The sequence below is a fragment of the Methylomonas koyamae genome (assembly GCF_001644025.1).
GTDB lineage: Bacteria > Pseudomonadota > Gammaproteobacteria > Methylococcales > Methylomonadaceae > Methylomonas > Methylomonas koyamae_A.
The window spans coordinates 1-12,047 of sequence record NZ_LUUK01000073.1; the positions used below are offsets into that span (position 1 = coordinate 1).

The following is a 12,047-nucleotide window of genomic DNA, read 5'->3' on the forward strand; positions in this document are numbered from 1 at the left end:
CGGTCGGGCTGGCGATGGTGGCTAGCAGCGGAAATTCGTTAGTCTGTTTCATATTAGTACAGGGGTTCGCGGTAGAACATCAGAATCACGCCGATTTGGAATAGCGCAAAAACCGAGATAAAGCCGGCCACGTTTTTGCCCGGCGCGTCCAATTTCAGCTCCAGCCAACGGCCGCAAGCCAGGATTAGCGCGAACACGCCCATCAGGGTGTGGCCGACCTGGATTAGAAACGCGGTTTTAGCCTCGAAGCCGACATGCGAGTGCGCTAGCAGCATCATGCCGCCGAAGGCCGACATCAGCGGAAACAAATAGGGCAGAATACCGGGGTCGGCCTTGACGCGGGCGCGGGTCTCGTACAAGCCCAGCATGAACACCAGAAAGGTGGCGATCCGGTGTTGCAAAATCTCGCCGTTGTTGAAAGTGCTATCCCAAAAGCCGATCGGACCCAACGGCCAGCTCTCGGCGTCGGAACGGAAGAACAGGAATATCCCGAGTCCCATGAAGCCGACCGGCCAGTAGCGCGCCCAGTTGTGAAAGCGCTCCGAGTAGGACAGCATCGCGAAAAAACTCATCGCGGTCAGGAAGATACCGGAGATGTTGTGGTTGTAATCCGACCAGGCGGTGGCGGCTTCCGACGGGATTTGGCCGACGATAGCGACTCGGCCGGCCTCGCCGGCGAGCAGGGCTTCGTGGGTTGGCGATTCCCAACGCGGTATGCGCGGGTGAAACATGTTCAACACTTCTTCCCAGGTTGCGGTTAAGTGCGGAATATCCACCGACGGCGGTTGCGAGGCCAGACTGGCGGCGGTGAACAGAATGGTCAACAGAATCAGGGTTTCCGCTTCGATGTAGTAGGGCACCCGGGCGGTCAGCACGTACTGGCTGCGGCTGGTGAAGTACTCTCGGACGGCGGATTTGTTCATCCAGGCAAAGCCCAATGCCAGTCCCATCATCATGATTTTCACGGTTAGCAGGTTGCCGTAACCGGCGCCGATAAAACCCTGGAAGGTGCGAATGTAATACCAGGCTAGCGGCGTACCGGTCACCAGCAGCAAGCCGACCGCGCCTATCCCCAGGCCGGAGAAACGCTTCAACAGCAGCGGCCAGACTTCCTCGGCGATGGCGTTTTGCTTGCGCAAGCCCCACAGAGCCAGTATTTGGAAAATGCCGCCGACCCAGGCCGCCGCTGCGATCTGATGGCTGACGGTCAAGGTCATTAGCAAACCGCGGTCTTCCAGGCGACTGGCTCCGTGGACCAGCCAGGCGGCGGCTATCACTAGCGGCACGATAATGGCGATCGCGATTTGCCAGTGCCGTTTGGAACGTAAGTGGTGTTTCAGGCCGAATTTGATGAATAAATACAGCGCAAAGGCAAATAGCGCGCGGGCCACGCCGGCGTTGAATTGCACGGTGTGAAAAAACGCCGGGAACGGCGATTTGCCCAATGTAACGGCCATTAGCCAAATTTTCAGACCGATTTTCGACAATTGGGTGATGACCACGGCTTTGCTGCCGAAGTGGATCAGATTGACGGTTCTGTCCAGTAACGCGCTATTGTAATTGGCGCTTTCGTCCCAGGGGCGCAACACGAACAAGCCCCACAGCAAGCCGCCGATGGCGATGGAGTAGAAGGTCAGATCGACGCCACCGATCAACGAGTCTAAATAATTGGCAATGCCTTCCATAAGGATTTATTTGGGTTCTTTAACGAAAAAGCGCAGCAGGTCTTCGCTGAGATGACCGTCCGCGGCGAAAATCTTCAGTTTGATCGCATACTCGCCGGGCGCCAAGGCCGGCAGGTCGAGCAGCACTTGGCCGGGTTTGGCGCCGAGCGAGGCGCTGACCGGCGTCATCACGTCGCCGGCGCTGACCAGAAACACTTCCGACAAATCGAGCTCCACTTTCGAATTGAACGACAATTCGACCTGGCTGGCTTGATTGACCGGCACCGGTTTCAATTTCAACGAGTTATGGGTAACGACGGCGTGACCGAACGCAATGTTGCTGGTAGCCAGCGTTAAAATCAAAAGTATCCGTTGTAACGAGTGCATAACAATCTCCTTATTTCTTGTTTTTCAGAGCATGACTGGCTAGGTTTTTGCCCAGCGTCCAGATCGAGCCGGTGACGTTGTGGGTATCGGCGATGGTTTTTTCCATCGCGTCGACGATCCAGTCGCGGTCTTTTTGCGTCAGGTTAAGCGGCGGCAACAGCTTGACGACATTCATGCCGTGGCCCGCAACCTGACTGAGCACCCGATGTTCCTTGAACAGCGGGATCGTAATCATCTGACAGAACAGACCTTTGTTGGCCGCTTCCAGCATCGCCCAGGCGGCTTTTAGCCCCAGGCTCTTCGGCGACTGGAATTCGATCGCGATCATCGAGCCCTTGCCGCGCGCTTCCTTCAGGAATTCGTACTTCGGACTCATCGCATTCAGGGTGGCGATGATGTCTTCGCCGATCTTGGCGCTGTTTTCCACCAGTTTTTCGTCGTGGATCACATGCAGGCTGGCCAGGCCGGCGGCCATTGCCATATTGTTTTTCGAGAAGGTCGAACCGTGGACGACGGCGCGGTCCATCCGGTTGAACACCGTGTCCATGATTTTGGCGGTCATCGCCACGCCGCCGACCGGCACGAAGCCGCCGGACAGTGCTTTAGCCATCAAAACCATATCGGGCTTGACGCCCCAATGTTCAATCGCCCAGAACTTGCCGGTGCGGCCGATGCCGGTCTGGATTTCGTCTGCGACGAACAGCGTGCCGTATTTTTTACACAGGCGTTCGACTTCCGGCAGGTAGTCGTCGGACGGCAGGTTGACGCCCTTGCCTTGGATCGGCTCGACGATGAAGGCGGCGACGTCCTTGCCGCTAAGTGCTTGTTCCAGCGCGGCCAGATCGTTGAACGGCACCGCCGAACAGTTCGGCAACAAGGGGCCGAAGCCCTCGCGGAATATTTCCTCGCCGTTCAGCGACAAGGCACCCATGGTCAGACCGTGATAGCCGTGTTCGCAATAAACGATGCGCGGCCGCTTGGTGGTGTAACGGGCGAATTTGATGGCGGCTTCGACCGCCTCGGTGCCTGAGTTGCAGAAAAACATTTTTTCCAAATTGTCCGGACAGGTGGCGATGATTTCCTTCGCCAGTAAGCCGCTCAATAAGGAAACGTCCATTTGCACCAGATTCGGTAATTCCAGCGTCAAGGTTTCTTGCAAGGCCTTGACGATGGTTGGGTGATTGCGGCCCATCGCGAATACGCCGAAACCGCTCAGCAAATCCAAGTACTCGTTGCCTTCGTCGTCGTACAGGTATTGGCCGATCGCTCGCTGGTATTTGCGGTCGTAACCGATGGTGCGCAGGACTCGCACCATTTGGTTGTTAAGGTATTGCTCGTGCAGATCGAATTTTTCATCGAAGTGCTGAGCAAACAGATCGGCAATGCTGAAGGACATGTAATACCTCTTAAGGATGCGCCAGCGCCGCAATCGGCGGCGTCGGCGTGGATTTTTCTAATAAATAACGATTTCGTTTAAGTGTTTGGCGATGGTTTTCAGCGTCTTTTGGGCGGCGCCGAAATGTCGGCCGAGTTTGATCAATCCTGGAAGCTCCCAAGGATGATTCAGCAAGTGGCGCAGTAATTTAGCCATCTCGACACGGCCCTGATCGTTCAAGGCGCCGACCACCGCGCGCGGCAGGTCCATCGCGGCCGGATCGGCGATCGCGCGCAATACCAGGAATGGTAAATTGGCTTGACTGGCGACTTTGGCAATCGCGCCGCTTTCCATGTCCAACGCTACCGCGCCGGTTTCGCGGTGAATCAGTTGTTTGTCGCTACTCAGCGCGACGATACGCGCTTCGGTGGAGAGATTGCCGCTCCCCACCGTCAGGCGTTCGCTGAGTCGGTTGCGCATTTTGTGCGACCAACGTTTGTCGGTTTCGTAACTTTGACGGTCGAAAAAAATCTGGTCCGCGACTACCAGAACGCCGGGCCGCAACTGCGGCGCCAATGCCGCCGCGCAACCCCAGCTGATCAGCCGATCGGCGCCCTTGGCGATGAGCAGGCGAGCGGCGCTAGCGGCATTGTTGGGACCGGCGCCGGCATAAGCGACCAAGATGTCGGCGCTTATTCGGCAACATTCGCCGCGCGCCAATTTCCGGGAAGTCAGCGTGGCAAGTTCTTCTGGCAGGGCAACGACGATTCCGCAACTCACGTTACTGTTTATTCAGTTCGTTGCGGTATCGGGCCAAAGCCCACAACGGGAAGAACTTGTCGTAGCCGTGATATTTCAAATAAAACACCTTGGGAAAGCCGGGCGCGGTAAAGCAGGGGTCGTTCCAGACGCCGTCGGCTTGTTGGGTCCGCATCAGGAAGTCGATGCCGGCCTTGACTTCCGCGCTACGCGCTTCGCCGGCCGCGATCAGGCCCAATATCGCCCAAGCGGTTTGGAACGCGGTGCTGAAGTGGTAGCTGCCGCGATACTGAATGTCGTCGTGATAACTCAAGTTATCCTCGCCCCAACCGCCGTCCTCGCGTTGCACGCTCTTTAGCCAGGTGGCCGCCTTGACGAACATCGGGTCGGTTTTCGGAACATCGGTTTGTTCCAGACCCAACAGGGTCGACCAAGTGCCGTAGATGAAGTTGGTACCCCAGCGTCCGAACCAGGAGCCGTCGGCTTCCTGTTCGCCACGGATGTATTCGATCGTGCGTTGCAAGGCCGGACGGTATTCGTCGTGGTCCTTGGCGACGCGCGCCATCAACATGGCGCAACGGGCGCTGACGTCGACGGTCGGCGGATCGAGCAAGGCGCCGTGATCGGCAAACGGAATTTCGTTCAGGTAGTAATAGGTATTGTCGACGTCGAAAGCACCGTAGCCGCCGTTTTCCGATTGCATGCCGACGATCCAGCGCGTGGCGCGGTGGATGGATTCGTCCAGGTTGTCCAGGCCGGATTCGGCCATCGCGAAACCGACGATCGCGGTATCGTCCACATCGGGGTAATGCGGGTTGGCGAACTGGAAGGCCCAACCGCCGCCGGCTAAGTCGGGTTTCCGGACCCGCCAATCGCCGGGTTCGTCCGACAATTGCACGCTTTTCAACCAGTCGTAGGCATGGGACAGGGCCGCGGCGTTACCGCGTTTGTCGGCTTCGATCAATGCCATGCTGGCCAATGCGGTGTCCCAAACCGGCGACAAACAGGGTTGGCAATAGGCGTCTTTTTCGTTGACGACTAATAGTTTATCGATGGCTTGCCGGCAGATAGTCACATTCGGGTGGTCGTGCGGCATGCCGAGCAACAACATCGCCTCGTAGGCGTTGACCATGGCCGGGAAGATGCCGCCCAGGCCGTCCTCGCCGTTCAAGCGATCGGTGAACCAAGTCACGGCTTGGTCTATCGCGCGTTGGCGCATGCGGCTTGGGATCAAGGGTTCGGTGACTCTGCCCAATTTATCCAGGGCCAGAAAACACTTGTTCAACAACGTGCGTTCCGGGAAGTAGTGCTTCTCTTCGTCGGGGTGGACGACGAACAGTTCCAGGATGTCGATATTACGCGGATTCTTGGCCTTGGCTTTCAGCGTGCACAGGATGAACAGCGGCACCATCACGGTCCGCGACCAATAAGAAACCTTGTCCAAATGGAAAGGAAACCACTTAGGCAGCAGCATGATTTCGACCGGGATGTAGGGTACGCCGCGCCAGGGCAATTGTTCGAATATGGCCAGCGCGATCCGGGTAAACACGTTGGCGCGCGCCGCGCCGCCTTGGGCCAGAATCCAGGTCCGTAGTTTGACCATGTGCGGCGCGTCGATGGCATCGCCGGCCATCTTCAGTGCGTAGTACACCTTGACGCTGCAGCTGATGTCGCCGGGACCGCCCGTGAACAACGGATAACTGCCGTCGGGATTTTGCCGCCCGCGCAGGTAAACGGCGATCTTGGCTTGCAATTCTTCGTTAATGTCGTCCAGGTAATGCATCATCATGATGTATTCGGACGGGATGGTGCAGTCGGCTTCGAGTTCGAACACCCAATAACCCTTGGGATTTTGCAGGCTGAGCAATCGGGTTTGGGCGCGCTCGATGGCGATATTCAGCGCGCTTGACGCGTTGGATGTCGCCGAGCTGCTGGGTGAAAAGTCGTGGTTGCTCTCTACGGGGGCTTCAGTAAACATGGCGATTCCTTATTGTCCGGAGTGAGATACGGGTAAATACTGCCAGTCAGGCGTCTTCAGGCCCCGGCTGGACAGATTGAATAAAAGCGACAAAAGCCAGTTGCTGCGAGCCGCTAATTTACTGGCGACTATCGTGGCCTTGACGCTGTTGCGGCTGATCTTGACCTGACTCGAATCATTGAAATCAAGGTGTTGCTTGATTTTTTTCAAGGTCAGTACCGCCATGCCCAGTGCCCACAGGCAAAAATTGCGAATGCCGGTTTCGTGGCTGGGCAGAAGTTGGGTGTAAGTCAGTGCGTTTTGCAGATGGCCGTGGGCAATGTCGATCAAATGTTCCAGGCCTTTCCGAAAGCGTTGGTCGTTGGTGGTCGGCGTCAGTTCGGTCAGTTTGAAACCGGTCTCGTCGAAAATGTCTTGCGGCAGCCAACAGACGCCGCGTTTGGCGTCGTCCCAAATGTCCTTGAGAATATTGGTCATTTGCAGGCCTTGACCGAAGGAAACCGACAGCTTCAATAGCTCGTCGCGATGGGCGGCGATTTCCGGAGAATAGTGACAGAACAGTTTTGCCAACATCTCGCCGACGCAGCCGGCGACGTAATAGCAATAGTCATCCATGTCCTTCATTGTTTTCAGGCCGGCGTGTAGATCCAGCGCCTGGTAAATCGGCATGCCGTTGGCCATCGTTTGCACGCATTCGGCTAGCGCTTGAATTTGCGCCGCGTCAAGGCTGTGGGTGATCGCGATGACCCTTGGAATCACCCGGATCAAGCTGTGTTCGGCCGGAATGGTTTGTTCGGAAAGCAGTGGCGCCAATTCGGCGGCAAACGAGTCAGCGTGGGCGCCGGTCTTGACGACTTCGATAAAGCCGCGGCAGAAGTACTTTTTTTGCTCTGCATCCAGAGACACTTCGTCTTCGATGGTATCGACAATGCGGCACAGTAAGTAGGCATTGGCCACGGCCGTGTAGAGCGCGCCGGGCAATTGCGGAATGGTCAGGGCGAAAGTGCGCGACACGCCTTCAAGCAATACGGCTTGAAACCCGCTGTCCGGGAGCCGGTTGAGTTCGGCTATGTCGGTGATTGGCGATCGAGGTCCTTTCATGGTTTTACGGTCTATTGAAGATGTGTCAATGATAGTCGGTTTGTTGGTGATTTGCAAAGCGGTGTTGTTTTAGGGCAAATTTTTCGACGCTTTGCTTAAGGTGGGTCGTGAGTTAGTTGAGATTATTTAAGTAAGTATATGATTTATAAATGTGCTGATTTGTTGTGTTGGATCGGTTTTCCTATGGCGCGGCTGTTCAATTGAATAGATTTACCGCAAGCAATTTGCTGTTGTTGTTGCTTTTTCTTCATTCTTACTGGAGCGAATCCAGAAAAAGTAGTATTCTAGCGACATCTGCTTGTATCGCCGCACTGTATTTCACTAGTATTTCTCAGGTTTTATGGGGCCTCGGCGGCATACGGAAGGTTGGCTTGGGCTGTTGTTTTTTTTTAACAACAAATCGATGTCAGTGTCTTGATAGATTTTGGAGAAAACGCTGTGAGTGTTCCTTTACGTCAGCAATGGGCTGTAGGTAGTTATCTGGTTAAGCAAAAACTCAAGGGTGTGAAAAAATACCCGTTGGTGTTGATGCTGGAGCCGTTGTTTAGATGCAACTTGGCTTGCGCCGGCTGCGGTAAAATCGATTACCCGGACGATATTCTCGATAAGCGCTTGTCGGTGCAAGAGTGTCTGGATGCCGTGGACGAGTGTGGTGCACCGATGGTCTCGATTCCGGGCGGAGAGCCTTTAATACACAAGGAAATGCCGCAAATCGTCGAAGGTATCGTCGCTAGAAAGAAATTCGTCTATCTTTGCACCAATGCGTTGTTGTTGCGCAAGCGCATCAACGATTACAAGCCTTCCCCGTATTTGACTTTTTCGGTACACCTGGATGGTTTGAAGCATCGCCACGATGCCTCCGTTTGTCAGGACGGCGTGTTCGACATTGCCATCGAGGCCATCAAGCTGGCCTTGGGCAAGGGCTTCCGAGTCACGATCAACTGTACGTTGTTCCAGGGCGAAACCCCTGAAGAAGTAGCCGAGTTCCTGGATTACGCGATGGACCTGGGCGTCGAAGGCGTGACGATCGCGCCGGGTTTCAGTTACGAGCGGGCGCCGCGGCAGGATGTGTTTATCCGAGGCGTGGACACCAAGAACCTGTTCCGGGGTATCTTCAAACTGGGCAAAAAACGCAAATGGAAGCTTAACCACTCGGCGCTCTATTTGGATTATCTGGCCGGCAATCAAAGTTACGATTGTACGCCGTGGGGTAACCCGACCCGCAACGTGTTTGGTTGGCAGAAGCCTTGCTATTTGCTGGCTGACGAAGGCAACGCCGCGTCCTTTAAAGAACTGCTGGACGATACGCCCTGGGATAAGTACGGCACCGTGAAAAATCCCAAATGCGCGAATTGCATGGCTCATTGCGGTTACGAGGCGACAGCGGTCGAAGATATGTTGGCGAATCCGTTGAAAGGACTTTGGGTGTCGTTACGCGGGCCGAAAACCTCCGGAGATATGGTTGCCGAGACGCAGCCTAACTATACCGGCGGTCGCAAAACCTCGATTTCGGAAATTCCGGTGAAAATCGAGTCTTAATGTAAATCACCGAGAGCGTAACTTGAATTGGCGCTGTAAACCGAACAGTTTGGATGGCAAGGCAATGATGTTGAGAAAGATCTTATTGGGTATTGGTTTTCTGGCGCTATTATGCGTTTCTTCGGCGGGCATTGCCGGCGAAATGACGGCACGGCAGGTCGTCGAGGGCTTTCAGAACGAGCTGTTGGACGTGATGAAGCAAGGTAAAGCGCTTGGTTTTCAGGGGCGATACGAAAAATTGGATGTTGCCGTCAAGAAAAGCCACGACTTGCCGAAAATTGCTCGTATTGTCGTCGGTAAGCAGTGGGAGGAGTTGGCGCCCGAGCAGCAATCCAAGCTGGAAGAAGTATTCAGTAAATTAAGCGTGTCGGCTTACGCGCATAATTTCAAGGATTATTCCGGGGAATCGTTTAACTTCGTGTCGGAAGAGGAAACCGGTCGGGGTGGCGTGGTTATTCACACTAATCTGTTGATTCCAGGTGAAAAAGACGTCAAGTTCGATTACATGATGAAGAAAAAAGACGATGGTTGGCAGATTATCAATATAATAGCCGACGGCGTTAGCGATTTGGCTCTGAAGCGGTCCGACTACACAAGTGTGCTGAGTCGGGAAGGTTTCGATGCCTTGATCGCTAAAATTAACGAAAAGATCGATAGTTACGCGAAACAATAAGTCTGTTTTAGGAATTTCTGTAATGTTTAACCCCAGTTTTCAAGCGAAAAGTCAGGCTCCCCTGCTTTGGGCGCTGTTGGTTTCAGGCGCCTTGGCCGGTGGCGGATGCGCGACGACGGAGTCGCGTAGCGACCAAGCCGCCGGCAAGAGTAAGGATGTGTCTGGTTCTTCAAACTCCGTCGATCCGTACGAAGGATTCAACCGTTCGATGTATGGCTTCAACATGGGATTGGACAGGTATTTGCTAAAGCCGGTCGCGGACGGTTACAAATACGTCACGCCGGATTTCATGGAAACCGGCGTCAGTAACTTTTTCAATAACCTTAAAGGCATCAACGTCGTGTTGAATGATGTTTTGCAAGGTAAGTTCGAACAAAGTGCGTCGGATACCGGCCGTTTTCTGGCGAATACCACATTCGGCGTCGCGGGTTTGTTCGATGTCGCCAGCGATTTGGGTTTGCAAAATAATGTCGAGGACTTTGGTCAAACGTTGGCGGTGTGGGGTGTCGATCAAGGCGCTTACTTGGTACTGCCTGTGCTGGGTCCTACCACGGTTCGCGACGGTGGGGCGGTTATTATCGATAAAGCCGCCAATCCGGGTACTTATGTGCCGGGCAGCGGCATCGTCGAAGGCATCAACGACCGCGCGAATGCCGAAGGCGCGCTGAATTTCATCGACGAGGCGGCGCTCGATCCTTATGTATTCACCCGCGAATCATTCCTGCAGTATCGGAAAAACCTGATCAACGACGGTAAGGCCGATACCAGTAGTTACGATTTGGATGTCGACGCGGCGCTTGAAGAGACTTCGGGTTCAGCAGTCGAAAAAAAAAACAGTTCCGGAAAGCCGGCGCCGGCCGATAGCAGCAAAGTCGACCAACCGGTAGTCGTACCGGGCAAGTCCAGCGCCGTAACAACGGCAGCGAGCCCGGCCTTCGAAAAAATGCTCAAATCCTTTGAGGAGGCCTCGGCTAAAATGGATAGAATTAGTAAAAAAAAAACCAGGCACAAGCGTTAGTCTGAGCTGATTAGGTGTTTGCTAATAACAAAAAAGGCCGGTTTTACCGGCCTTTTTTGTTGGAAAGCACTAGAATTAATAGTGCAGCAAGGAATGAATTTCGTACCCTTGCAAATTCCCTCTCCCGTTCAGAAAATCCAATTCGACGACGAAAGCGCATGCCACCACGCTGGCGCCGAGTTTTTCGATCAATTCGCAACTGGCCTTCGCCGTACCGCCGGTTGCCAACAAGTCGTCTATCAGCAGCACTTTATCTTTGCTATCGACGGCATCGATATGTACCTCAAGTTCCGCGGAGCCATATTCCAGATCGTAAGACACGCTTTGTACGTCGTAGGGCAACTTGCCGGGCTTTCGTAGCGGGACGAACGGAATACCCAGTTCCCAGGCAACTAGAGAGCCGAAAATGAAGCCGCGGGCTTCCATGCCGGCTACCGCAGTAATGTCGCGGCCGAGAAACGGATGTAACAGTTGATGTACAGCCAGCCGTAGCGTGGCCGGGTCCTTGACCAGTGGCGTGATGTCCTTGAAGACGATACCGGGTTTTGGGAAATCGGGAATGTCGCGAATTTTGTTTCTGAGTCTGTCCACTACTTTGTCCTCAAGGATTTAAAGCTTCGCCGCCCGCTGGGCCGAGCGGTGCGGGTTATTTTGTGGCGATAAATACCATTTGATGGCAATGATAAGGATCCAGTTTTTCGACGAGAGGTTGCGACAGGTTCGGGAATGGGTAAAGACCGAAACCGTATCCTTTAACGTCGGTGAAACCGAGCAGTTTTAAGTATTTTCGTAATACCACGAAACTGAAAACCACGAGGTGTCGATGGATCGGAGTATCGGACTCGCTGTCCAAATTCAGTGCTTCGCGGCTCACCTTGAAAGTTTCCTCGGATTTCAACAAAACATCGGAATCCGGGTGAGGTCCGCTGGAGGGCATTCTGCCGGCCAGTATCAGTGCGGCGGTAAAATAAGTGCTGATGTTCGGTGTCAAAATAATCAATTTTCCCCCCGGTTTTAGAATGCGCTGCGCTTCCTTGATAAATTGACAACCGTTGAGCAAATGCTCTAAAACCGATAAGGCGAATACGCACTGGAAACTATCGCTGGCAAACGGTAAGCGCTTATTCAAGTCCCCTTGTTGGACATTAATCTGTTTTTGACGAGCCTTTTTGACCTGTTCGTGGTTCCACTCCAGGCCGTAATAACGATTGGCGGTCAAGCCAATTTCTGCGGACAGATGTTCAAACCAATAACCGCTATTCGCGCCGCAGTCGAGGCAATAGCCATCGTTACTTTGCAGGCTTTCGGCAATTTCCTCTGCTGCTTTCGCATAGGCGACCGCCATGGTCCTTTGATATAAAGCCTTAAAATAGCGTTTCAGCATTTCGGTCCGGCGGTCAAGCGCAAAACGCCTCGATGCTGGCCAACAGGCCCTTGGCGTCGAGTCCGCACAAGCCGAGCAGTTGTTCTCTGGAGCCCTGCTCGACGAAGCGGTCGGGCAAGCCGAGGGTCAGGACCGGCATCAGTATCCGTTGCGCTTGCAGGAATTCCAG

Annotated in this window: 11 protein-coding genes; 3 read left to right on the forward strand and 8 right to left on the reverse strand. The window is 54.3% G+C overall.

Annotated elements, in window-relative coordinates; genetic code table 11:
- Nucleotides 1–53: 53 nt before the first annotated feature.
- From A1355_RS06580 to A1355_RS06605, 6 genes are read right to left on the reverse strand one after another with little or no spacing between them, the layout of a single operon-like run.
- Complete coding sequence (locus A1355_RS06580) at nucleotides 54–1,685, reverse strand: copper resistance D family protein (RefSeq protein ID WP_082885399.1); 1,632 nt, start codon at nucleotides 1,683–1,685, stop codon at nucleotides 54–56.
- Between the two features lie 6 nt (nucleotides 1,686–1,691).
- Complete coding sequence (locus A1355_RS06585; RefSeq protein ID WP_082885400.1) at nucleotides 1,692–2,051, reverse strand: copper resistance CopC family protein; 360 nt, start codon at nucleotides 2,049–2,051, stop codon at nucleotides 1,692–1,694.
- A 10-nt stretch (nucleotides 2,052–2,061) separates the two neighbouring features.
- A complete protein-coding gene (locus A1355_RS06590; RefSeq protein WP_064026243.1) occupies nucleotides 2,062–3,447 on the reverse strand; it encodes an aspartate aminotransferase family protein in 1,386 nt (461 codons plus the stop codon).
- Between the two features lie 57 nt (nucleotides 3,448–3,504).
- Complete coding sequence (locus A1355_RS06595) at nucleotides 3,505–4,206, reverse strand: phosphorylase (protein WP_064026246.1); 702 nt, start codon at nucleotides 4,204–4,206, stop codon at nucleotides 3,505–3,507.
- A gap of 1 nt (nucleotide 4,207) precedes the next feature.
- Entirely contained in the window at nucleotides 4,208–6,163 is a 1,956-nt protein-coding gene (gene shc / locus A1355_RS06600; protein ID WP_064026248.1) for a squalene--hopene cyclase, read from the reverse strand.
- 9 nt (nucleotides 6,164–6,172) lie between these two features.
- On the reverse strand, nucleotides 6,173–7,264 hold the full coding sequence (locus tag A1355_RS06605; RefSeq protein WP_064026250.1) for a phytoene/squalene synthase family protein: 1,092 nt from the start codon (nucleotides 7,262–7,264) through the stop codon (nucleotides 6,173–6,175).
- Nucleotides 7,265–7,702: 438 nt separating this feature from the next.
- On the opposite strand from A1355_RS06605, the gene hpnH reads away from it, so the two are divergent.
- The 3 genes from hpnH to A1355_RS06620 all read left to right on the forward strand — a co-directional run bounded on the left by hpnH (nucleotide 7,703) and on the right by A1355_RS06620 (nucleotide 10,494).
- Nucleotides 7,703–8,803, forward strand: coding sequence for an adenosyl-hopene transferase HpnH (hpnH, locus tag A1355_RS06610; RefSeq protein WP_064026252.1), 1,101 nt, complete (start codon nucleotides 7,703–7,705; stop codon nucleotides 8,801–8,803).
- Between the two features lie 67 nt (nucleotides 8,804–8,870).
- Nucleotides 8,871–9,476 carry an ABC transporter substrate-binding protein gene (locus A1355_RS06615; RefSeq protein WP_064026260.1) on the forward strand — a complete coding sequence of 202 codons (606 nt, stop codon included), beginning with the start codon at nucleotides 8,871–8,873 and terminating at the stop codon, nucleotides 9,474–9,476.
- Nucleotides 9,477–9,498: 22 nt separating this feature from the next.
- On the forward strand, nucleotides 9,499–10,494 hold the full coding sequence (locus tag A1355_RS06620) for a VacJ family lipoprotein (protein ID WP_064026254.1): 996 nt from the start codon (nucleotides 9,499–9,501) through the stop codon (nucleotides 10,492–10,494).
- Between the two features lie 75 nt (nucleotides 10,495–10,569).
- Here A1355_RS06620 and A1355_RS06625 read toward each other — a convergent pair whose 3' ends face one another.
- Nucleotides 10,570–11,085: an adenine phosphoribosyltransferase gene (locus A1355_RS06625; protein ID WP_064026256.1), complete on the reverse strand. Its 516-nt coding sequence runs from the start codon at nucleotides 11,083–11,085 to the stop codon at nucleotides 10,570–10,572.
- A gap of 55 nt (nucleotides 11,086–11,140) precedes the next feature.
- Complete coding sequence (locus A1355_RS06630; RefSeq protein ID WP_064026258.1) at nucleotides 11,141–11,878, reverse strand: class I SAM-dependent methyltransferase; 738 nt, start codon at nucleotides 11,876–11,878, stop codon at nucleotides 11,141–11,143.
- Nucleotides 11,879–12,047 lie beyond the last annotated feature (169 nt).

Excerpts from the sequence above, each read along its gene's own strand:
- A1355_RS06580 (WP_082885399.1), bottom strand. The coding sequence starts at position 1,685 with ATGGAAGGCATTGCCAATTATTTAGACTCGTTGATCGGTGGCGTCGAT.
- A1355_RS06585 (WP_082885400.1), bottom strand. The coding sequence starts at position 2,051 with ATGCACTCGTTACAACGGATACTTTTGATTTTAACGCTGGCTACCAGC.
- A1355_RS06590 (WP_064026243.1), bottom strand. The coding sequence starts at position 3,447 with ATGTCCTTCAGCATTGCCGATCTGTTTGCTCAGCACTTCGATGAAAAA.
- shc (WP_064026248.1), bottom strand. The coding sequence starts at position 6,163 with ATGTTTACTGAAGCCCCCGTAGAGAGCAACCACGACTTTTCACCCAGC.
- A1355_RS06605 (WP_064026250.1), bottom strand. The coding sequence starts at position 7,264 with ATGAAAGGACCTCGATCGCCAATCACCGACATAGCCGAACTCAACCGG.
- A1355_RS06615 (WP_064026260.1), top strand. The coding sequence starts at position 8,871 with ATGTTGAGAAAGATCTTATTGGGTATTGGTTTTCTGGCGCTATTATGC.
- A1355_RS06620 (WP_064026254.1), top strand. The coding sequence starts at position 9,499 with ATGTTTAACCCCAGTTTTCAAGCGAAAAGTCAGGCTCCCCTGCTTTGG.
- A1355_RS06630 (WP_064026258.1), bottom strand. The coding sequence starts at position 11,878 with ATGCTGAAACGCTATTTTAAGGCTTTATATCAAAGGACCATGGCGGTC.